This is a genomic window from Acinetobacter sp. ANC 3832 (assembly GCF_002135415.1).
Lineage (GTDB): Bacteria > Pseudomonadota > Gammaproteobacteria > Pseudomonadales > Moraxellaceae > Acinetobacter.
Map to the genome: position 1 here is coordinate 165,063 of NZ_NEGJ01000002.1, position 23,334 is coordinate 188,396.

The window sequence follows — 23,334 nt, forward strand, 5'->3', positions numbered from 1 at the left end:
ACAAAAACACAAACATTCAGCACTATACATCTTAATGTGAGTGTGGCATTTTTACAGCACAGATCAACAAAAACTTTTGAAAAAACAAGCTAAGCTATGCTTTATGAATCATGCGAAATGAACAATAAATCTCACAAGCTTGTTGATAGGTAACTCCTTTATGAAAATTGATAAAATTCCAGATTCAATCGATCCAAATTTAAACTTAGAACAAATTCGTACTGAATGCTTAGAGTTGGTAAAAAAACGTGCCTATGTTTCAGCAGGTGTTGCGGTAATCCCCATCCCATTTTTTGATGTGGTGATTGATGTTGGTATTCTCTCTTTATTAATTCCTGAAATTAATGCACGCTTTGGTTTAGCGCCTGATCAAGTCAGCGTTTATGACCCTGCAACTAAGCAGATTCATTGGAATGAACTGCGCAAACGCGGCTTTGAGTTTTCAGGTCTCGTGGTTGCACGTACTGCGGTTAAATCTTCACTGAACAATATGGCTGCGAAAATGATCACCAAACAAGTGACCAAATTCATTCCTTTAGGCGGTTCAATTATTGCAGCGAGCTTGGGCTATATTGTAATGAAAAAAGTCGCTGAAGCGCATGTAGAAGAATGCTACAAACTGGCAAAAAGCATTCAACAAAAGCAAAATGCGCAAGTTGTAAAATACTCTTAATCAAGTTTTCGATGATGTAAAAAAAGCGGATTTTAAATCCGCTTTTTTTGTCTAAGTATTCAAGATCTGATTCAATTTACAAAACTACTTTTAAATAGTCATGTAAAAAATCTGATGATGAAGAATAAAATCAATCAACCTTCAACTGTTTCAAAATTGCTTTTAAAACTTGAATACGTGCTGAATATTTATCATTGGTTGCAATAATATGCCATGGTGCATATTCAGTATTGGTTCGTGCAAACATATCCGCTGCCGCATTTAAATACTCATCCCAATGCCCACGATTACGCCAATCTTCAGGAGTAATTTTAAAACGCTTATGTGGTGTTTCTTCACGGGCTTTAAAACGAGCCTCTTGCTCTTCCATTGTAATCGCTAACCAAAATTTAATAATCACCGTTTGGTTATCCGATAAATCTTTTTCAAAGCGGTTAATTTCATCATAAGCACGTTGCCACTCAGCGGGCTTAGCAAAACCTTCTATACGCTCCACCAAAACACGACCATACCAAGTTCGATCAAAAATGGTAATTTCATGTGTTTCTGTTAATTTTGTCCAAAACCGCCATAAATATGGACGACGCAATTCATATTGTTCAGGCGCTGCAATGGTATGAATTTCGTACTCACGTGGATCGAGTTTTTTAACGATACGTTTAATTGCACCGCCTTTACCTGCTGCATCCATACCTTCAAAAGTAATCACCACATTCCGAGAATCATTGCGTAATGCATCTGATACTTTTTTAGTCAGCTTTTTCAATTCAGCTTTATAATCTTCTTCTTTTAAAACGTCTGTGGATGGTGCTAAGAGTGCTTCTGGAATTGCTGCTTGTTTCCACTTGGTACGAACCGTGGTTTTATGTTTAGGAAGTTGCTTTAAAGCTTGTAAAAGATACTGTGCAAATTGCTGATCACGTGATGCTTTATCTTCACAATCAATCACCAACCAATCATCGGTAAACTTTTGACGTAACTTTTGTACCGTATCGTATTGTTTTTTATTGCGCCAATCCAAACCATGTAATTTATGCCAACGTTGTTCGGATGAATCCATTTCATCTAAACGCTTTTGCAAGCTTTTCCACGGTAAATCAAACCACACTTTAATCACATCAACATGGTTATTTTTAAGGTCTTGTTCATAAGCACGCATATTTTCAACATAAGCTTCAAACATGGTCTCATCCAAAGGTTTAGAGACATGCATTGCTGTGGATAATAAATCACTGTACCAATTGCCAAACATGACCTGTATTTGACCTTCAGCAGGAATAAAACGTGCATAAGGTTGCCAAAATGTTTGATTATCTGTAAATAAATGTGGTGCATCGGCCTTGACACGTAAATAGCGCGGATCTAACCACTCACGTAGCTGTTTAACTGCCTCACCTTTACCTGCGAGTTCAATCCCACTCACCAGAATGACCAAGCTTTTACCGTTATTTTGATCACGCGTATTTTTCAGCGCATACTGTGCTTCAATCAGATCAACAGAAAGTTCATCTTCATCTCGCAAAGAAAATTGTAATTGTTGTTCGAGCATAAAATTCACACTTTTATCTATTTTAAATAAAGTATATCCATTTCATTTCTTTGAGCTATATCTTTTCTGTACAGCTTTTTATGAATAAAACATGCGTACTGACCTAAATTCATGCTTGTTTCTATTCAATTGTCATAGCGATACACGTAAACTCCCTTTATGCTTTTTTCAAATTTAATTTTTTGAGTTTTGATATGTCTAAGCTTGCAGCACTCGATGAACTTTTAGAACAATATAATGCATTGGCTTATCACCAAGACCCTATTTTAAATCAACGTCTACATGATGCACAAAATTGGTTAAAAGAAAGAATTCTAAACACGCACCAAGAACTGTTTAATCAGCCTGAAAATCAATTAATGGCAAAATACTTTATCAATCGTTTATATGGCGGTCCTGATTTTGACGACCTTGCCAAGCAAATTGAACGCTTGCTGAAATATGCCCATAAAGCTGAAAAAATCTTGCCTGAAAATGCAATCCGAACTGGTTTAAAATCTGTGGGGTTGGCTGTTCTCGCTATGCAATTAGATGAGCAAGTGGCAAAACAATTGTTAAAAGATTATCCCGCTGAACAAAAAATTGATGATGAAATGATGCGTTTAACTTTAATTAAACTCGATCAGGAAAAAGAACGTCTGCAACAGCTTGATTTATTAGATGAGTTAGGTTTAGCACTGGATAAATACATGCGTTCATTTATTATGCATACCGCCTTTAAAATGTGTAAAGGCACTGCTGCCAAATATCACTTTGAATTGATGTATGACTTTATAGGTGAAGGTTTTGTGGCAATGAAACCGTTGAAATCTGCAGCAATTTTTATCAAAAGTTTTACTGCACAAGAACGCAAAATCGTTGAAAATGTACACTTAGGAAAACAAGATCCTTTTAAAATATGATAAGGTTTGAGCCGATGTGATCAAGACTTGATTCGCATATTTTCTGTATATTATTCATAACAATTGCATGATGAACGCTGTAAAAGGCAAAAGAATCTGTCATTATGCAGACCACTGCAAGATTTATTATTTTTGTGTTCAGGAGTGACTCAAATGTCGAATGAAAATCAAAAGCCGAATGCTCAAACGGAGTCGGCACAAAATACAGACAATGTGAGTCCTTTTCTAACCGAACCATTACCGCAAGGTACGCCACAAGGTCAACAACAATCGTTACAACAAACATTGACTGATACGCCTGTTTCAGGAACGATTCCTAAATATAATTTACCCCGTGGTGCCAATACAGGCAATGTCGGTGCAACCACACACTTCGGTTACCAAACGGTGAGTAGTGAAGATAAAGCACAAAAAGTAGCTGAAGTTTTCCACTCAGTGGCAAGTAAATACGACATTATGAATGACTTGATGTCTTTCGGTATTCACCGTATTTGGAAACGCTTTGCGATTAATATGTCAGGTGTTCGTCGTGGTCAACACGTGCTTGATATTGCAGGCGGTACAGGCGATTTAGCCAAAGTATTTAGCCGTGAAGTCGGCCCTACGGGTCATGTGGTTTTATCTGACATTAATGAATCAATGTTAAATGTCGGTCGTGATCGTTTAATTGATGCAGGCTGTACCAATGTCGATTTTGTACTTGCCAATGCTGAAACCTTAGAACCATTTGCAGACAATAGTTTTGACTTACTCACTATCAGCTTTGGTCTTCGTAACGTGACTGATAAAGACGCAGCACTTGCAGCCATGTATCGCGTGCTTAAGCCAGGTGGTCGTTTACTGATTTTAGAATTTTCTAAACCAATTTTTGAACCATTTTCAAAACTCTATGATTTATATTCATTCACAGCGTTGCCAATTATGGGCAAACTGATTGCGAATGATGCTGAAAGTTATAAATACCTTGCGGAATCTATTCGTATGCATCCAGACCAACGTACTTTAAAAGGTATGATGGAAAATGCAGGCTTCCAAAACTGTGATTACCACAATTTAACAGGCGGTATTGTTGCCGTTCACCGTGGTTTTAAACTCTGATTCTAGATTAAGGTTTAATTATGTGGTCGATTCTTGCACTCGGTGCAGTTGAACGATTAATCAACCAAGTGATCAATTTGGATGCCATCACGCGCATCCAATTAAATGAGCTTCAAGGCAAGATATTACGTGTGGTGATTGACTCACCACAATTGTCTGTTGATGTATTTTTTGATGATCATAAAGTTCGTCTTGAACCGACAGTGACGGGTCATAGCACAACATCTTCTATTTTTGAACAGCGCCCTTTTGATAAAAATAATGCCTTTACTGAAGCAACAGCAACCTTGCATGTTCAAAATGTGATTGAGCTGATTAAACTATTTTTAGCAGATGATATTGGCAATATCCCCTTGCAAGGTGATTATCATCTTTTACAAGATATTCAACGCATCATCCAGCAAACTGAGCCTGATCTAGCAGCAAAACTGAGCCCATGGGTTGGTCCTGCTTTGGCACATGAAATTGCTAAAATTCAGCTTGCACCGAAACATTTAAAACGCTCCATACAAAGCCACTTGTTCTTTGCAGAAGATGCTTTAAAAGAAGATACAGGTTTATTGGCACCACGTTGGCAAATGGATGATCTACATCATGCAACACGTCAACTGAATCAAGACTTAGATCGTCTTGATGCGAAAATTCAGCAATTACAATCTCAAATTCAACCGACACACGACTAGGTAATACCATATATGATTCCGCACATTACCCGCTTATTCGAACTTTGGGGCATTGCAGCTCACTATAGACTCGACACGTTGGTTCCTGCGGAAGAATTACCTGAAAAAGCCCGTCATGCTTTAGCACTGATTCGTATGCACCCTGCTGCATGGTCAAGTAAAGAACGTAAAAATCCTCTAAAGCTTAAACAAGCTTTAGAGGATATGGGTCCTCTCGCTATTAAGATGGGACAGTTACTTTCAACTCGTCGTGATTTAATGCCGCCTGAAATTTTAGCGCAATTGGTGTTACTCCAAGACCGAGTAAAACCTTTCGGTTCAGATGTTGCCAAAACTCGTATTGAGCAATCTCTTAAGGCTGATATCAATACACTTTTTTCACGTTTTGATGAGCAACCACTGGCTGCAGCATCTATTGCACAAGTGCATACTGCGGCTTTGCATGATGGTCGTGAAGTCGTTGTCAAAGTAACGCGTCCTGATATTCGCAAACAAATTTTACAAGATTTTGAAATTTTAGAATGGTTAGGTAACTTCCTTGAAAAGCGCTTAGAAGCTGCTCGTGCATTTCACTTGTCTGAAATTATTCAGGATTATCGTCAAGTCATTTTGAATGAATTGGACTTGAGTTTAGAAGCTGACAATACCCGTCGTATGCGCCATTACTTTACAGGCTCAAGCATGATGTATGTGCCTGATGTCTATATGGACAGTACCGATGTGATGGTGGCTGAACGTATTACGGGCGTACCCATTTCAGATATTGAAACCTTTGATCGACTGGGGATGGATCGTGCACAATTGGCAGAAAGAGGATTAACCATCTTCTTTACCCAAGTTTTTCGTGACAACTTTTTCCATGCAGACATGCATCCTGGAAATGTTTTTGTAGAAACGATTAATCCAAGTAATCCACGCTTTATTGCACTAGATTGCGCAATCATGGGCGAATTGTCTAAGCATGATCAAATGACAATTGCCCGTATGTTACTTGCTGTAATGAACAGCGACTTCATGCAATTGATTCTGATTGTGCATCAAGCAGGTTGGATTCCACCGGGTACAGATCAAGATGCTTTAGCACGTGAAATGCGTCGTACTGTAGGTCCAATGGTCTCTAAACCCATGAGTGAGTTGGACTTTGCAGGCATCTTGCTTCAAGTCATGGATATTGCACGTCGTTTCCATTTAGAAATTCCACCACAACTCATGCTATTGCTCAAAACCTTGGTGCATGTAGAGGGTTTGGGAACAGATCTTTATCCTGATTTAGATATTTGGAAATTAGCAAAACCCATTCTAACTGAATGGATTAAAGCACAAATGAACCCGCAAAAGAACTTAAAAGAATTAGGACAGAAAATTCCTGATTTACTTTTAGGTGCGCAGGATTTCCCAACGTTAATGATCGACAGTTTAAATGGTTTAAAAAATCAGTCTGCTTGGCATGCGAAGCAATTGCATGAATTACAGATGATGCGTTTAGAAGTGGAACATCAACAAAAGCGTAGTTGGGTTTTTGGCAGTGTTATTGCCATTTTCCTCGCTATTGCGATTATTACACCTTGGTATATTTCAATTATTCTCATTCTTTTATCGAGCATTTTAGCCATTTGGCGAATTGCAAAATAAGTATATTTTTTAATCGAAATCCTATTTCAAATGAATAGGCTTTTTTTATATCTATAAACGTTCAATCGTCAGAATTCTTAGACATCATTTTTCATTTTCCTTTAAAGGGAGAATAATAGATATCTTGCTAATTCAGTAATTTTTGTTAAATTTAAAACAATTACACAATAATATTCTAATAAATGACTCACCTATCCATGAAACCACTCCACTTTGCCATTATCGGTGCAGGAACAGCAGGTTTAGCCAGTGCAATTTTATTGGCACAACAAAACATTCATGTCACTCTTTTTGAAAAATTCCCACAACTTGAACCGATTGGCGCAGGTTTACTGCTTCAACCCTCAGGCCTTGCGGTATTTGAACATTTGGGTGTTTTAGATGAAGCCTTGAAGCTCGGTGCAATCGTCACAGGTTTAGAAGGTCAAATGCCAAGTGGGCAATTACTGGTGAATAGCCATTATCGTCAAGCAGGTGAACACTTTTATGGTTTAGGCATTCATCGTGCGGCGTTATGTCATGTTCTTGAATCTAAACTTGCTGAATATTCAGAATTGATCACATGGCGAATGAATACTGAGATTGAAAAAATTGAAGAACAACATAATGAAGCTCGAATTTATGGTTTAAGCGTTGGGCAAAAATTTGATGCCTGTTTTGATGCCGTCATTATTGCCAATGGTACTCGAAGTACTTTAAGACCACCGAGTTGGGTCAAAGTCGATCAAGCTTATCCATGGGGAGCAAAATGGACGATTGTTCCTGAGTGCCTGACATTGAATTCTGAAATTTTACATCAGTTTTATAATCGCTCTAAAATCATGATGGGAATTCTGCCAACAGGTGCAATTCCAACACAACCAGATCAGCGCTTATCCAGTGTTTTTTGGAGCTTGCCTTCAAACCAGTTAAATAATTTCCTACCGCATCAACAGGCCAAATCTGCATGGTTAAAACAAATCTCAAAACGCTGGAAACCTGCTGCCGACTGGCTTGAACAAGTCATTGTCAATCCTGAAGATCAACAGCAGTGGTTATCTGCTCAATATCGTGATGTCGTGATGTCTAAATTTGGTGAAGGTCGTATTGGTGTGATGGGTGACGCAGCACATGCCATGAGCCCGCAACTTGGGCAAGGTGCAAATATGGCACTTTTGGATGCATGGGCTTTGGGGCAAGCAGTTCAGTCTGTTCGAAATAGTGAAAGTATGGATTGGACACAGCTTTGGAAAAATTACCATCAACATCGCCAATCATCGACGGCTTTTTATCAGTTTTTAAGTCGGCTGCTCACCCCTTTATATCAGTCTGATTTATGGTGGACAAGTGTTATAAGAGATCTTTCTTTTCCTTGGATGTATCGTATTCCTTACTTTCGTAAAGAAATGGCACTGACAGTTTCAGGCTTAAAAACAGGGATGTTCAGCCAAATGCAATATGAGGATGTCGCCCATCCATTTTCAAGAAATAGAGAATTGACCGACTCCGCTTTTAAAATTGAATAAAGATTATGACGCAAAACCATTAATGATCACGTAAACTATAGCCCTGCGGTTTTAACCGTTTCCATATATTTTAACGAACAACTTTGGTGAAATCCTATGAACAACTTGCAATGGCTCGATGAAGTAAAATTTAACGAACAAGGACTGATTCCTGCTATTGCACAACACCATCAAACTGGACGTATTTTGATGGTGGCATGGATGAACAGGGAAGCATTAGCTTTAACCGCAGAGAAAAACCAAGCGGTGTACTTTTCACGTTCACGTAGTAAGCTATGGCACAAAGGTGAAGAATCCGGTCATTTTCAAACCGTACACGAAATTCGTTTAGACTGTGATGCGGATGTGATCGTACTGCAAATTGAACAACATGGTGGTATTGCTTGCCATACTGGTCGTGAGTCTTGTTTCTATCGTAAACTCACAGCAAACGGATGGGAAATTGTCGATGCACAATTAAAAGATCCGAGCCAAATTTATGGTGAAAAATCGTCAAATCCACATACGATTGCAATGAATGCTTCAAATGCGCAATCTGAACAAGTGGATGTATTGAGCTATTTGGGTCAAATGATGGCTGAGCGTAAAGTGGCTGATCCTGATTCATCTTATGTGGCAAAGCTTTACCACAAAGGCTTAAATAAAATTTTAGAAAAAGTCGGTGAAGAAAGCTTTGAAACGGTGATTTCTGCCAAAGATTTTAAAGCCGAAGCCACTGAAGATCATAAAAATGATTTGATTTATGAAGTCGCAGATCTCTGGTTCCACACCATTGTCATGCTCGGTTATTTTGACCTTGATGTTCAATTGGTTCTGAATGAATTAGCGCGTCGCCAAGGGCTTTCTGGCTTAGTCGAAAAAGCTGGCCGAGATCATTAATTCACTTTAACTCAATCTTTAAGTCGTAAAAAACCCATGCCATTGCATGGGTTTTTCTTTTCATCATCCAACCAACATTCTGCTAAAGCCTTTTTATTTTCCTCCCTAGCTGAGAAACAGTAAAAAGGCTTTATACAAAAAGTTAAATTAAGCTGATTTCTTCTCAACCGAAGGAGCAATCGGGTCAGCCGTTAAATAACCCACTGCTGCTGCATAACGATCTTTATAATTTGCACGAATAAGCGGGTCTAACGTTGCTTGTACTTTATTATGTAAAGAAGACCAATCCCCTGCGTGTTGGAAATTACTCATAATATATGTCCAACCATTAATTGAGTCGACCGCATGTAAACCTGTAGATTCAGCACCCGCTGGGCAAGACAAGATACGAATTAATTTTTTCGCATCAACATCATAAGCCCATAAGTAATTATTCACGTGGTTACCACTATCTTCACCAATGAATAACACTCGGAAAGTTTCAGAGAACTTTAAGTTATCTGCACTTGCAATCGTATTTGGATCAGAAGTATTACCGATACCTAATGGATCAGATGCAGCATCAATATCTTTACCGATTAATAGCATATGCGATTGATAAGGCACCCAATCACTGATAATTGGACTACCCGATTTATCACTCATCGATGCTTTCATATCATGTGCAAAAATACCACCCGCAGATATTTTCTTGGCAAAAGATACATTATGAGCCGCCGACCAAGCAGCATTATCTTTAATCATTGAATCTTGAATATTTGCTAAAGCTGAATAGGCAACTTTATCTTTTGCATTCACAGTTGTACCTTCCATCTTGGTGAAAGCCATACTCCCACCCATCAGTGCAGCATAACGATGCGTTTCAAGGAAAGCTGCTGCTTTCTCCATACCTGGTTTCAACTTCAACCAAATGGTTTTCTTCGCAAGGATCACTTTGGTATAGCTTGCATCTAATGGATCTTTATCCAAGCTTTCCATAATATCTGAAGGCTGAATATTCTTCACATTGATAAGATCATCAATTTCTTGGCTGGTTGCGTGACCCAATTTAATCCATTGAATTTGTGCAATCGATGTTTCATTCAATTCGTTCAAATACTTCGCAACATATAATGTTCCCGCAGATAAATCTTTTTCTTTATCTGCAACAAACATGAATAAACCACCATTGGTATAATCATCACCCATTAAAGCAGTACGATTATCTGGCATTACTTGAATCAATTCATGCGAGATACGACCCAAGCAATAATGCTTGATGGCAGTACCTGTTCCGTCTTTATTCACAATAATTTCAGGTAAATGTCCATAGTTATATGGTTTTGCTGATGTTTCATCACCATACACATTTTTACTATATGCTTTCATAGTGGTCATATCTGTACCTAGACCTTGACCGAAAGCATCTGGCTCATACTCTTCACTTGAAAGATGCGTTCCCCATGGCGATAAGCTTGCGCCACAAGTAATCCACAAACCGTGCGCTTTAGACATATCTACATTATAATATTTCACAAGAGATAAATGACCTGTTTTTGGGTCTTGATCTAATGAAAGCACTGCAATCGGTGAGGGTAATTTGCCATACATATCATTCCCCGCTAAATCACGGGTTGTATATTCAAATTGAACTACTGCAAAGACAGGATTACCTTTAACACCATCCACTTTGGCATCTTTTACCGTTAATAACGATGTGCCATCTGGACAATCTGAAAAAAATTGGCGTGCTGTGCCTTTAGAACTGTCCATAATTGGCTTGTTATTAATATCGTAATAACCGCCTGCTAAAACTTGGCCACCTTTACCATCACTGACCATATCACCCGTTTGGAAAAAGGTTTTATACGCAAGTTTATAATCTGTCTTGGTATTATCATCCCAAGTCACGGCTAAACCCGATGCAACCGTTGTTGTCGCCATCGCTGCTGCATTGGCTAAAGTCGGCGCATCCATGGATGTGAATGTTGCAGTTTTTAATTTTGCAGCTGTTACTGGTGGTGCAACTACGACCTCTTTATCATCATTACACCCTGCAAGTGCTGCAGACGTTGCCATTGCCCCAAGTGGTAAAAAAGGAATGCTGGCTAACCATTTAATTACTTCGCGACGAGTATGTTGGTTGGCTGAATTTGTCATACATATATCCAATATTTGAATTTAAAATTTTTCCCTACTAGAGTGTAAAAATTTGTCGTGACAATTCAGTTTCACTTTTAAGTCATTTTCAAGACAATTGATCGTTAAAGTAAAAATGCTCCTCCAAACAGGCAAATATTTTTATTTTTGCTTTTCAGATGGATAATCATTGCTTGAGGAATTAGACTCCTTCGACTGTTTAATTTTTGCTATACTCCAAGATCAAATCCCCTATTATTTTAAGACTATTAAACGCTGTGCCTGATATATTCAAACCCACATTAGAACAAAGTTTTGCAATTGCAGAAGCACAAAAAGGTCAGTCTTTCAAAGTGATTGCCTATGCTGGCACAGGTAAAACCACGACTTTAAAGTTGATTAGCGATGCTATGCAAAATAGACGTGGGATGTATTTGGCTTTTAATAAAGCGATTGCAACTGAAGCTCAAAATAAGTTTCATGGCAATGTTGATTGCCGTACCTTCCACTCGCTTGCTTTCCGTAGCGTTCCACGTGGAGTCACGGACAAACTTCGTTTACCGCGTTTAAGTCCTAGTTTTATAGCAAAAGAATATCGTTTAGAACCGATTACGCTCCGTCGTTTAATGGGTGGACGTTATGAAAAATATCTTTTAATGCCTAGTCGTTTGGCGAGTTTGGTTGCCAATGCCGTCAGTTATTTTTGCTCAACCAGTTCGCAATATCCTGCTCCACGCCATATTCAAGCACCAAGTTGGTTACATGCAGATGATATTGAATCATTACAAAAGCATCTCTACCCTGCTGTAGAAAAACGTTGGTTAGAATCGATTGATCAAAACCATCAAGCAGGTATTGGGCATGATATTTATTTAAAGCTTTGGGCGTTGTCTGATCCCTTTATTCCTGCTGATTATGTGTTATTTGATGAAGCACAAGATGCTGATCCATTGATGTTAGGTATTTTATTAAAACAACGCAGTACCCAAGTCATCTATGTCGGCGATGCTCATCAACAAATTTATGCATGGCGTGGCGCAGTCAATGCCATGCAGCAGATGCCCTTACCTGAATCTCGCTTAACCACTTCTTTTCGTTTTGGTGAGCCGATTGCAGATGTGGCAAATCATTTGCTCAGTGCATTAGATGAAACTGTTCCGCTACTTGGCAATCCAGATGCTAAATCGAGTGTCGTCAATAAACCACATACTAAAATGCGTGATGCTATTTTGTGTCGTACCAATGCCCGAGCAATGGAATTATTACTTTCAGGTTTAGTTCAAGGTGATAAAGTCGGCTTACAGGCAGATCAAGCCAAACTCAATCGCTTTGTGGATGCAGCCAGTTTGCTGAAACAAGGGAAACGAGTCGTTGATGTACCTGAGCTGGCTTGGTTTAATTCATGGCATGATGTGCATGAATATTGTGAAACCAATGATGGCAGTGACATTAAACCCTTAGTTAAACTGGTTGATGACCATGGTACTGATCCACTAAAAAGAGCGCTCGCAAAAATCACACCCATAGAACAAGCAGATTATGTGATTTCTACAGCCCATAAAGCCAAAGGTTTGGAGTGGAATCGTGTTCACATCGAAGATGATTATCAATTTAAAATCAATGGACTTGAACATAAAATTAGTGATGAAGAATTACGTTTATTATACGTCGCATGTACCCGTGCTAAAGTAAGCTTAAACATTCATCATATTTACGACCTTATACAACAACTCAAAGTTAAGGCATCTTTAAAAAATAAAGCAACTGCATAAATCTGTAGTTTAAATTTGTAGGTAATCTCATGAAGCTACAATCCATTCAACTTAGGCACACTTATCATTTTGCTGATCTCAGCATCAATTTTGATTCAGCAAATAAACCTATTACATTGATTATGGGTGATCAAGGTTCGGGCAAAACTGCCATTATTAAAAATATTTACCAAGCTTTAACTTGGTTTCCTTCACGCCTTAAAGATTTACGCACGGCCGGTGTGGTGATGCTTGATCAAGACATCATGAATACCCGTGTCCAATCAAAAATTGATCTTAAAATCAGTATTCCAACAGAGATTGGTACGCTAACTGAAAGTCCCGACTCACAAACGGATGAAGTGTCGAGTTGTGCATGGCAACTGTATAAAACCCTCAACGCAAGTGGTATTGGACTGAGTAAAGTTGAAACTCAGCAACTTGAACAATGTGTTGGCTTATATTTACAAGCCATCAAAAAAGACCCTTTACAAGGTCTACCGATGATTGCTTATTATCCTTCTGAGCGTTTCGTCAACGATATGAATCTGCTGAGCAAGAACAATCCAAGTGTTTTACAAACACATGCTGCCTATGAAGGTGCAGCCATTCCTTTTACCACTTTTGCCCGTTTTTTTGAGTGGTTAAGAGAAATCAGTGACATTGAAAATGCACAAACAGCGCAACTTTTCCACCATATTATTTTAGAAAATATGTCGCCAAATTTTGAAGGCGAAGATCCCTCTATCTTAGAAAAAGACTTACAAAACACGCTTTTTCAAGCACAAACTCAACTGCATTCGCCAAGCCTACAAGCGTTAAGAAATAGTCTGAATAAAATCTTTCCTGAGCTGTCTGATATTTACTTGGAATATCATCCAAAATTACAATTGATGGTAACGTATCAAAATCAAACTGTTCCCTATCTACAACTTTCCAATACCTTAAAAAATTGGATTGCTTTGATTGGCGATATTGTCAGACGTTTATGCTTACTCAATCCTGCAAGTTTATTTCCTTGTTTAGAAGGCGATGGTATTTTATTGATTGATGATATTGATACCCATCTTGATCAAGACCATGCCGAAGTGATTTTAGATCGCTTGCATCAAGCTTTTCCGCAAATCCAAATTATCGCGACGGGCAATCGTCCTGAACTCATGGAAAATGCAGCCCATTTTCAATGTTTAAAACTTGAAAATAAAATGATTCAAGAAATAAAGCCTCCAGCATCTTGGGAGCATTATCATTCAATTTATGAACACCTATTACAAGGTCAAGCAGCTGTAGAAGCTGATGTTGTATTAACCCCTGAAAATCAAGCATCAAATGCAGAAGAGATTTTCCAACAAATTCAACAAATGGATATTGAACAACAAGCTGAATTACTCAGACTATTAAAGACAGGCGATGATCAAACGGCACCACATTCTTTGCCCTTAAAATAATCGGGATATTGCCTAACGGAAAATGAACCGTTTAAAAATACCGTAACTCAAATCGCTTGATTCTAATAAAATCAAGCAATTTTCAATCAAGGCTGATAATCCTACCTCTGAGGCGTACAATAACAAAAGTGTGCGCAAAAAATGTTTGATGTTGTTTTATTCATGTAATAAGATCAAAACTCATTAGATTTTTATAGCAAAATTGGCTACCGCTGTTTGCTATAACTTGTTCGAGTTGCGCAACACAACTTGTTTTTAGTTATTTTTAACTCACTTCGGCTTTCAAGATTTAAGACGTTGGATAACTCTTTGCTGTCCTCAAATGCTTGAAAGATAAGATTCATCATAGGTTTCGACCTATTCAAGACAATGGATACGCGTGTGCTACCGATTATTATATTGTTACCGTTAATACTTGGCACAACCCTTGTCTCGTGGCTGAAGCAATTCTCTCGCGGGGTAACAGCTTTTGGCGCCATCGCTGTCAGTTTAAGCAGTTTTATTTTGCTACTGATGCAAGCCAAGCAAGTCTTTCAAGGTTCTGTTATTTCGCAGAGCTGGGAATGGCTTCCGCAGGTTGGAATTGATCTAAGTTTCCGCCTTGATGCACTGGGTTTAATTTTTGCTTTGCTGATCACTGGGATCGGTACACTCATTTACATCTATGCTTATTATTATTTAAGCCCGAAAAATTCCCTCAGTAAGCTGTATTCATTGCTTATGCTATTTATGGCAGCCATGCTTGGGATTTCACTATCCAATAACTTAATTCTCCTTTTAGTTTTTTGGGAACTCACCAGTATCTCTTCCTTTTTATTGGTCGGTTATTGGAACAATTACGATGCTGCACAACGTGGCTCTCGTATGGCATTGACCATCACGGGGATGGGTGGTTTAGCCATGTTAGGTGGATTTGTTCTACTCGGACAAATCACGGGAACCTATCAAATTGACCAAATTTTAGGAATGACCGCGACAATTCAAAGCAGTCATCTCTTTGTTCCAACTTTATTGCTGATTCTATTGGGTGCATTTACCAAAAGTGCGCAGTTCCCATTCCATTTTTGGCTACCGAATGCCATGGCGGCACCCACGCCTGTATCTGCTTATTTACATTCTGCGACGATGGTGAAAGCAGGTATCTTCCTACTTGCACGTTTATTGCCTATTTTTGTCGGTTCTGCGCTATATCATAATTTGGTCACCACAGTGGGGCTATTTACCCTGTGTATGGCAGCTTTCTTTGCTATTTTCAAAGAAGATTTAAAAGGCTTATTGGCTTATTCAACCATCAGCCATTTGGGATTAATTGTTTGCTTATTGGGAATTGGCTCCCCGCTTGCTGTAGCAGCAGCCATTTTCCATATTATCAATCACGCAACCTTTAAAGCTGCACTGTTCATGATCGCAGGCATTATTGATCATGAAACAGGAACCCGTGATTTACGAAAGCTCAGTGGTGTTTGGCAACTCCTACCGTTTACTGCAACACTGACCATGATCACCGCAGCATCTATGGCAGGTGTTCCACTCACCAATGGTTTTTTATCCAAAGAAATGTTCTTTACCGAATTACTAGCGAATTTATCAGGTGGATACGTTGTTATTGCAGCTATTATTGCGACCTTCGCAGGTTTATTTGCCGTCGCATATTCAGTCCGTTTAGTTCACGGCGTATTTTTTGATGGTGATTTAGGACGTAATGTACCAAATAAAGATGCACATGAACCTTCACTGGGGATGCGTGCACCTGCTATTCTACTTGCGACTTTATGTATTTTAGTCGGCATTATTCCTGCTTTAATGGTTGAACCGATTGTGAATGCAGGCACACGTGCCAGCACTCAATTGAGCACATTTGAAGGCATACATTTAGCCATTTGGCATGGTTTTAACTTACCACTTTTAATGAGTGCAATTGCCCTGATTGGTGGTGTGATTTTCTACTTTAGTTTAGCCAAAGGTGGTCGGATTCGTGAAATTGACTTAGATCCAATTCTGGGGAAATTTCAAGGTAAGTTATTGTTTGAAGATTTCTTAAAACATCTTCTCTTAATTTCTAGAAAAATTAAATTTAAAACAGAGACGGGTTCTCTACAGAATTATTTACTGTGGATTGTGATCTTTAGTATCGCAATGGTTGCCACACCACTTCTCAATCAAGGTCTAACTACAGGGACACGTGAACTCACCCATGCGCCACTGATGGCAATTGTGCTTTGGCTATTACTGTTCTCTGCCTGTTGGATGATGTTGTGGTTCCATCACGAACGAATTAAAGCTGTCTTAATTAGTGGTGCAATTGGATTAGTGGTGACCATGGTTTTTGTGACCTTATCTGCACCCGATTTAGCCTTAACTCAAATCACGGTTGATGTCGTGACGACTGTTTTATTGCTAATGAGCTTATCGCTTCTGCCACAGCTGACACCTTATGAATCTAGCCGCACCCGTCGTTGGCGTGATGCCATCATTGCGATTGGTGGAGGTTTAGGCATTGGTTGGATTACATGGCTGATTCTGACACGTGATCACAATTCGATTTCTTGGTTCTTTGTACAACAATCCATCCCTCTTGGTGGTGGCTCAAATATCGTCAATGTGATTTTGGTCGATTTCCGTGGTTTCGATACCTTCGGCGAAATTACTGTATTGGGTATTGCTGCAATTGGCGCGGTCTGCCTTATGGATGGTATGCGTGCTCATGGTACAACCATCACCCAAGGTTTAACCTTCCGTTTTAATCCATCTCCATTGATGTTCCGAATGACCGCCTCTTGGATTTTACCGATTGCCTTGGTGGTCAGTTTATACATTTTCCTTCGTGGACATAATTATCCAGGTGGTGGATTTATTGCAGGCTTAATCACTGCAATGGCTCTCATCATTCAATACGTCGCATTGGGGCAAGATCAAGCCGAACAAATGCTGAAAGCCAAATCTGGTCGTTTATACGAAATTTGGATTGGTTTAGGTTTACTCATTGCAGGGCTGACAGGTGTTGCAGCATGGTTATGGGGTCGCCCCTTCTTAACCAGTGCGCATGTTTATGTTGAATCAGGCATTTTTGGTAAATTCCATTTTGCTTCAGCCGCTGCTTTTGACCTTGGGGTTTATGGCACCGTTGTTGGTGCGACCATGCTATTAATTTCTGTACTTGGCGATTCTCGACACTCGAGTATGTCAGGTCCGCTACCTAAGGAGTAATTCATGATCAGCTTAGAATTTTTACTGGCTTCAGCGATTGGATTACTGGTAGCGACTGGCATTTATTTAATCCTCAGGGCTCGTACTTTCCCTGTGGTTTTAGGCTTAGCTATGATTGGTTATGCCGTGAATTTGTTTTTATTTGCGATGGGGCGCATTCAAATCAGCTCACCGAGTATCTTAACCGAAGCCAGCCAAGTGACTGATCCTTTACCACAAGCTTTAGTCCTGACTGCTATTGTTATTGGCTTTGCAACCACTGCATTTATTGTACAACTGGCACTGCGCAGTCGCTTTGAATCTGGTAATGATCATGTAGATAGTAAAGAAGATCAACATGATAGTTTTGACCCACGTGAGGATAAGCCATAATGATGAATTTGGTTGAATTTTGGCATACTCACACCCCGATTTTAAGCATTTTAATTCCTGCTTTTACTGCATTCTTTTTAGTTTTATTGGGCAATCCAGGTTCTGGTTCTTTAGCACAAGATTGGCGTCAACCTTGGCGCCGAGGCATTAGCCTATTCTCAGTTATACTCAGTCTTGCTACGGCAATCAGTTATTTAATTCATGCAAGTTCTGGCCAAATTACAGTTTATCAACTCAGTGAATGGACTGCTCCATTTGGGATTGTATTAGTTCTAGACCAACTTTCAGCACTCATGTTAGTACTGACTTATGGACTTGCCGTTCCTTTACTTTGGTTCGCCAGTAAAGAGTGGGATGAACGTGGTCGCTATTTCCATACCATGTTCCATTTTTTATTGATGGGTCTGAGCGGTGCATTTTTAACAGGCGACTTATTTAACCTATTTGTATTCTTTGAAGTTTTGTTGTTGGCATCTTATGTCTTGCTGTTACACGGTCAAGGCAAAGCACGCTTTCAATTGGGGATCCATTACGTCACCATCAACCTGCTCGCTTCTGCCCTCTTCCTAATCGGCTTAGGTATGATTTACGGCAGTGTCGGTAGTTTAAATATGGCAGATGTTGGGCGCTTATTACCTACTTTACAGCCTGATCAACATAAATTAGCCATTGCAGCTGGATTACTTTTATTCGTTGTTTTTGGAATTAAAGCGGCCATGCTTCCTGTTGGTTTTTGGCTACCGAAAACCTATGCTGTTGCAACAACTCCTGTCGCAGCATTATTTACCATTATGACCAAGGTCGGCGTTTATGCCATTTTAAGGGTGAACGGCACCGTCTTTAATGATGAGCTTGGGCAAAGTATATTCACAGCATGTTTACTCCCTATTGGCTTAGTCACATCGCTATATGGTGTGATTGGCGCAATAGGTGCAGATCGTTTAAGACGCTTTGTTGGCTTTATGGTGCTGTCCTCTGTCGGAACGATTTTAGTCGCTATTGCACTCTTTAATACTGCTGCATGGACTGCTGGTCTATATTATTTGGTACATAGTACGCTCATTGCAGCTTCATTTTATTTGCTTTGTGGATGGATCACCTCGCAACGTGGCGAGTTTAAAGACCATCTAAAAGTTGCACCCAAAATGAAACAAGATAAAGTCGTGGCAAGTACTTTCTTTATCATTGCGCTCATGATGGCAGGACTTCCACCTTTCAGTGGATTTTTAGGCAAAGTGTTACTTTTACAAGCAACTGCAAATGTTCCTTATCAAGGTTGGATCATCGGTATTGTTTTATTGGTCAGTTTGCTCAGTATTTTGGCTTTTACCCGTGTCGGATTTATCTTGTTTTGGCGTGCGACGACACCCGAAGCTGATCCGAAGAAAGTGGCGTGTGATGTCTATCAAAAATTGCCAGACCAAGCCCCTCCGCGTAACGATAAAGCTATTTATCTGCTATTAACAGGCTTAGTTCTATATGTCGCTTGTGCACCAACAATCTTAAAATATTTAGATCAAACTTCACATCAGCTTAAAGATATGCAAGCGTATCAACATGCGATCTTAAAAACAGATGATAAAAATGAAGTCATTAGCGTGCAGCCTTTTGATCCAAATTATCTACCAGAAACCAAGTATGGTGGTGAAGCGGTTGATCCAAATGCACACTATATTCCTTATGCAATTTCCCAAGCGACTTTGCAAGGTGAACATATTTCTGAATATAAGCAACGACAAATTCAACAGCAACAACAGCATCGAAATCAAGATCATCATGCTGATGATGCAAAACTTAAACCGATGGAGCAATAAATGAAGCAGAACTCTTCCTTTTTTGATCGTGGCATACCGCATCCATTTGTTTCTGTACTTGTGGCTTTAAGCTGGCTGATGCTGAATCACAGTGCTGAACTGTTTGATATTGTTGTCGCTCTTGTATTGGGATTGATTATTCCTAAACTGATTCAGCCTTTTATTGTTCAAACACCCAATATCAATTGGCGTATGGCAATCAAATTATTCTTTATCGTGCTTTGGGATATTGTGGTTTCTAATGTACGTGTTGCGAAACAGGTTTTAGGTCCTACTCAAAATTTACATCCAAAATGGTATCGTGTTCCATTGGATACAGACCATGAACATGTCAATGCTTTATTGGCAATGATCATTACCACCACTCCAGGGACAGTAAGTGCAGGGATTGATCAGGAACGTGGTGATATTTTGGTTCATGCATTAAGTTCCGATGATCCTGATGCAGAAATTCTGGATATTAAAGCTCGCTATGAAGCCCCATTGATCGTGATTTTTAATGCGCAACAAGGAGAAAATAAATGATCATCTTGCCTTACGCTTTGGGAATCTGTTTATTGGTGGTAACCATTTCGATGCTGCTGTGTTTAGTCCGATTAGTGATGGGGCCATCCATTGTCGATCGCTTATTGGCTTTAGATACCTTATTTTTAAATGCGACCTGTCTCATCATTATTTTAGGGATCTATTGGACCAGCACCAATATGTTTGAAGGTGCTTTACTCGTTGCCATGCTTGGTTTTGTATCTACTGCGGCTTTGGCTAGATACTTCACCACGGGTCATGTGGTTGATTAGGAGAACGATATGGAAAATAACATGCAACTTGTAATGGAAATTACCGTTTCTTTCTTCTTAATCATTGGGGCTTTTTTTACACTTGTCGGTGGTATTGGGATGGTCAAACTTCCCGATTTGTTCATGCGCCTACATGCACCCACCAAAGCCAGTACTTTAGGCCTTGGAAGTTTCCTCATTGCAGCCATGATTTATAGTGCTTTTAATAGCAGATTTGGTTTTTCCGAGTTACTGATTACTTTACTGGTTTTTATTACTGCGCCTGTTTCTGCTAATTTAATTGCACAGGCAGCAATTCATTTACGTCTACGTTCAACATCGGGTGATGTACCTGAATCTTTAGATCGCCCTTTACCTTGGCAAAGACAACGTAAAGCTAGACATCAAGAGGAAGAGTTATAAGTTGGATGAAACCATTGTGTATTTACGACTATAAAAAATGTGATGTTGATTGATTCAATTTAGATGAAAGCCTAATTTTGGGGATTGGGCTTTCTCATTCAAGAATATAAATAGAAGCTTCAAAATATAAGAATCATCAATTTTTTTACTTATTCATTTAAATACTACATCTTCCCTTTCAAAATAAATTTTGCTCACTTTAATTCGCTAACCATTGTCCTGCTTTAATTCGTGCTTTCTTACTTTCTGGTACAAAAGGTACGATTGGCCATGCATGCCACATTCCTGTCCAAATATCTAAAGTTGCATCTACACCATGGTCTTTTGCGCGCTTAATAAATTCACGGCTATCATCAAGTAACACTTCTTTTGAACCAACTTGAACATAAAATGGTGGTAAACCTGTAAAGTCTGCAAATAATGGTGAGATGAATGGATCTTTGCGATCTGCATTCCCGACATAATGACGAGCAAAATCACGTTCTAAAAAATAAGTCCCTAAAAATGGATCTCGATGATCTTGCTTCTTATGACTTAAAGACGTTAGCGTTAAATCCAACCACGGCGACTGTAAATAAACCCGAGTAGGCATTTTTAAGTGTAAATCTCGCAATTGAATACAAAGTGCTAATGCAAGATTTCCACCCGCAGAATCTCCTGCCAATACAATTTCATGGTTTGGATGTTTCGCAATAACATATTTCCATGCCTCTAAAACATCATTTAAGGCATTCGGAAAACGAGCTTCAGGCGCTAATCTATAATCGGGTAAATAGGCAAATTCAGCCTCAGAAATTTTACACAGACTTGCAACATAAGCCTTATAACTATTAGAGCTTCCAATAACAAACCCACCACCATGAATATAAAATAAAATTTTATTGAGATTTCTATTGGGTTTTAGATTACTAATTTGCATCATTTGAATATGTTCCAATTGATGCATACAGGTCTGAATATGAGATGGTACTGGAGAAAATCGAGTGCCTTGTTCAAATAATTTACGCATGAAATGAGTATTATTTTTATGTGCCAATAACATTCGTTTTTGTTGTTTAAACAGAAGCATAGCGATACGTGCTTGAGGACTGATCACAGTTGTACCTGAGTTTTATATTTGTATACGCAAAGCCTAGCGTCTAATTCAATTAAAATAATTGGCTTTACACTAAAATTAATCTTAAAAACTGCAAAATAAGAGAATATATTTCCCTTAAATCAAATTTATAGGCACTGTATTTTCAGAAAAAGAAAGCCAATGATCTACATTGGCTTTCTTTTATCTCACTCTAGATTCATATGGATTAACTATACAAAGGTGGATGCACTTCTTCTTGGAAGCTTTCCATACCATATTCATCCGCTAGGCGTTCTTTCCAATATTCCACAATTTTACTATAATCAATTTCTGATGGATGGAAATCGGCTTTAAAATAAGAGAGATATTCAGGAATCAATGAAATCAACATTTTTGAAATCATATAAACACCGTATAAATTACCTGTCACTTTAGGTACACTTTTCTTCCAATCTTGCATAAACAAACGACTCGCACCATAGAATGTCAAACTTGCAAAACCAGTCGTTACATTACGCATAATCATTCGACGTAATTTGTCATCTTTATAAACAGATTGGTAGACGTCAAATGCAACTGCACGATGCTCAATTTCCTCGATGGCATGCCAAACCCAAAGTTTGATTGCATCATCATCTAGAGTACTGAGAATCTCTGGATGTCTTAAAATATAGCCACCGAGTAAAGCGGTAAAATGCTCAAATGCACAAGTCACAGCCAACTGAACTTTTGGATGCACCGATTTGATAAATGAATCACGTGCAGCAAGCCAAGCCTGAAAACTATCTAAATTATAATCATCACGACGCCAAGCATCATTAAACTCTGCATGTGCTTTAGAATGCATCGCTTCTTGACCAATAAAAGCCGCAATTTCTGTCTGCAATTTTTCATCTGTTACTTTGGCACGTACATTACGTACACTGTGTACAAAAAATTGCTCACCGATCGGAAAAGTAGAAGAAAGTGCAGTCAATAAATGTGACATCACCGGAGAGTTCGCAAAAAAATGTCTACGAATTGCTTTCGGGTTAAAGCTTGGTTTACGGACTTTAATACCAATGGCTTTAGGACGATTTAAGTATGTTTTTTTTGCCGTCGCTTGAGCTAAACTCATAGGTCTAATCCTACATTTGTCTGAATTTAGATCTATATTGACAGATGCTTTTTATTTGTACATTGCTAAAAAGCACACAAAATGACCAAAATGCTCATTTTGTCATTTAAGCCAATTACTATAATAATAAGTTTAAATAAAAAATTATGATTAATAATTAAAAATCATGTATTTAAATAAAAATAATTCAATTAAATAAATTCAATATTTTGTCCAAACCATCAACTTTATTTATTTTTTATTGTAAGAATAAACAAAGCCCACATTATTGTGGGCTTTGGAAATTGATCTTTGAATTTTTAATACATC

Annotated in this window: 19 protein-coding genes; 15 read left to right on the forward strand and 4 right to left on the reverse strand. The window is 38.7% G+C overall.

Features of this window, described 5'->3' with window-relative positions:
• Window positions 1–160: 160 nt before the first annotated feature.
• Window positions 161–673 (forward strand): hypothetical protein, encoded by a 513-nt coding sequence (locus B9T35_RS03220; RefSeq protein WP_086189689.1) that lies wholly within the window; start codon window positions 161–163, stop codon window positions 671–673.
• Window positions 674–803: 130 nt separating this feature from the next.
• Here B9T35_RS03220 and B9T35_RS03225 read toward each other — a convergent pair whose 3' ends face one another.
• Complete coding sequence (locus tag B9T35_RS03225; protein WP_086189690.1) at window positions 804–2,222, reverse strand: phosphate--AMP phosphotransferase; 1,419 nt, start codon at window positions 2,220–2,222, stop codon at window positions 804–806.
• A 194-nt stretch (window positions 2,223–2,416) separates the two neighbouring features.
• Between B9T35_RS03225 and B9T35_RS03230 the strand changes: the two genes are divergently transcribed.
• The 6 genes from B9T35_RS03230 (at window position 2,417) to hisIE (ending at window position 8,921) form a co-directional block, all read left to right on the forward strand.
• Window positions 2,417–3,124 carry an FFLEELY motif protein gene (locus B9T35_RS03230; protein WP_086189691.1) on the forward strand — a complete coding sequence of 236 codons (708 nt, stop codon included), beginning with the start codon at window positions 2,417–2,419 and terminating at the stop codon, window positions 3,122–3,124.
• Window positions 3,125–3,277: 153 nt separating this feature from the next.
• Entirely contained in the window at window positions 3,278–4,222 is a 945-nt protein-coding gene (ubiE, locus tag B9T35_RS03235) for a bifunctional demethylmenaquinone methyltransferase/2-methoxy-6-polyprenyl-1,4-benzoquinol methylase UbiE (protein ID WP_086189692.1), read from the forward strand.
• A gap of 20 nt (window positions 4,223–4,242) precedes the next feature.
• On the forward strand, window positions 4,243–4,905 hold the full coding sequence (locus B9T35_RS03240) for a ubiquinone biosynthesis accessory factor UbiJ (protein WP_086189693.1): 663 nt from the start codon (window positions 4,243–4,245) through the stop codon (window positions 4,903–4,905).
• 12 nt (window positions 4,906–4,917) lie between these two features.
• Complete coding sequence (locus tag B9T35_RS03245) at window positions 4,918–6,537, forward strand: ABC1 kinase family protein (protein ID WP_086189694.1); 1,620 nt, start codon at window positions 4,918–4,920, stop codon at window positions 6,535–6,537.
• Window positions 6,538–6,734: 197 nt separating this feature from the next.
• Window positions 6,735–8,042 carry an FAD-dependent oxidoreductase gene (locus B9T35_RS03250; RefSeq protein ID WP_086189695.1) on the forward strand — a complete coding sequence of 436 codons (1,308 nt, stop codon included), beginning with the start codon at window positions 6,735–6,737 and terminating at the stop codon, window positions 8,040–8,042.
• Between the two features lie 96 nt (window positions 8,043–8,138).
• Window positions 8,139–8,921 carry a bifunctional phosphoribosyl-AMP cyclohydrolase/phosphoribosyl-ATP diphosphatase HisIE gene (gene hisIE / locus B9T35_RS03255; RefSeq protein ID WP_086189696.1) on the forward strand — a complete coding sequence of 261 codons (783 nt, stop codon included), beginning with the start codon at window positions 8,139–8,141 and terminating at the stop codon, window positions 8,919–8,921.
• A gap of 147 nt (window positions 8,922–9,068) precedes the next feature.
• Here hisIE and B9T35_RS03260 read toward each other — a convergent pair whose 3' ends face one another.
• Window positions 9,069–11,060, reverse strand: a complete 1,992-nt coding sequence (locus B9T35_RS03260) for a PhoX family protein (protein ID WP_086189697.1) — start codon at window positions 11,058–11,060, stop codon at window positions 9,069–9,071.
• 257 nt (window positions 11,061–11,317) lie between these two features.
• Here B9T35_RS03260 and B9T35_RS03265 point away from each other — a divergent pair, with 257 nt between their 5' ends.
• From B9T35_RS03265 to B9T35_RS03300, 8 genes are all read left to right on the forward strand, one after another.
• Window positions 11,318–12,811, forward strand: coding sequence for a UvrD-helicase domain-containing protein (locus tag B9T35_RS03265; protein WP_086189698.1), 1,494 nt, complete (start codon window positions 11,318–11,320; stop codon window positions 12,809–12,811).
• A 29-nt stretch (window positions 12,812–12,840) separates the two neighbouring features.
• Window positions 12,841–14,238 (forward strand): AAA family ATPase, encoded by a 1,398-nt coding sequence (locus tag B9T35_RS03270; RefSeq protein ID WP_086189699.1) that lies wholly within the window; start codon window positions 12,841–12,843, stop codon window positions 14,236–14,238.
• A 369-nt stretch (window positions 14,239–14,607) separates the two neighbouring features.
• A complete protein-coding gene (locus tag B9T35_RS03275; RefSeq protein WP_086189700.1) occupies window positions 14,608–17,445 on the forward strand; it encodes a monovalent cation/H+ antiporter subunit A in 2,838 nt (945 codons plus the stop codon).
• Window positions 17,446–17,448: 3 nt separating this feature from the next.
• Window positions 17,449–17,817, forward strand: coding sequence for a Na+/H+ antiporter subunit C (locus tag B9T35_RS03280; RefSeq protein WP_086189701.1), 369 nt, complete (start codon window positions 17,449–17,451; stop codon window positions 17,815–17,817).
• A complete protein-coding gene (locus tag B9T35_RS03285) occupies window positions 17,817–19,631 on the forward strand; it encodes a monovalent cation/H+ antiporter subunit D (protein WP_086189702.1) in 1,815 nt (604 codons plus the stop codon). Before B9T35_RS03280 ends, B9T35_RS03285 begins: the two co-directional genes overlap by 1 nt.
• Complete coding sequence (locus B9T35_RS03290) at window positions 19,632–20,156, forward strand: Na+/H+ antiporter subunit E (RefSeq protein ID WP_086189703.1); 525 nt, start codon at window positions 19,632–19,634, stop codon at window positions 20,154–20,156.
• Window positions 20,153–20,428, forward strand: coding sequence for a monovalent cation/H+ antiporter subunit F (locus tag B9T35_RS03295; protein ID WP_086189704.1), 276 nt, complete (start codon window positions 20,153–20,155; stop codon window positions 20,426–20,428). The genes B9T35_RS03290 and B9T35_RS03295 overlap by 4 nt, the downstream gene beginning before the upstream one ends.
• A gap of 21 nt (window positions 20,429–20,449) precedes the next feature.
• The gene (locus B9T35_RS03300; RefSeq protein ID WP_086189920.1) at window positions 20,450–20,830 is read left to right on the forward strand and encodes a Na+/H+ antiporter subunit G; all 381 of its coding nucleotides are present in this window, start codon (window positions 20,450–20,452) and stop codon (window positions 20,828–20,830) included.
• Window positions 20,831–21,029: 199 nt separating this feature from the next.
• Here B9T35_RS03300 and B9T35_RS03305 read toward each other — a convergent pair whose 3' ends face one another.
• Both B9T35_RS03305 and B9T35_RS03310 read right to left on the reverse strand, forming a co-directional pair.
• Complete coding sequence (locus tag B9T35_RS03305) at window positions 21,030–21,926, reverse strand: alpha/beta hydrolase (protein ID WP_086189705.1); 897 nt, start codon at window positions 21,924–21,926, stop codon at window positions 21,030–21,032.
• 208 nt (window positions 21,927–22,134) lie between these two features.
• Window positions 22,135–23,025: a metal-dependent hydrolase gene (locus B9T35_RS03310; RefSeq protein ID WP_086189706.1), complete on the reverse strand. Its 891-nt coding sequence runs from the start codon at window positions 23,023–23,025 to the stop codon at window positions 22,135–22,137.
• Window positions 23,026–23,334 lie beyond the last annotated feature (309 nt).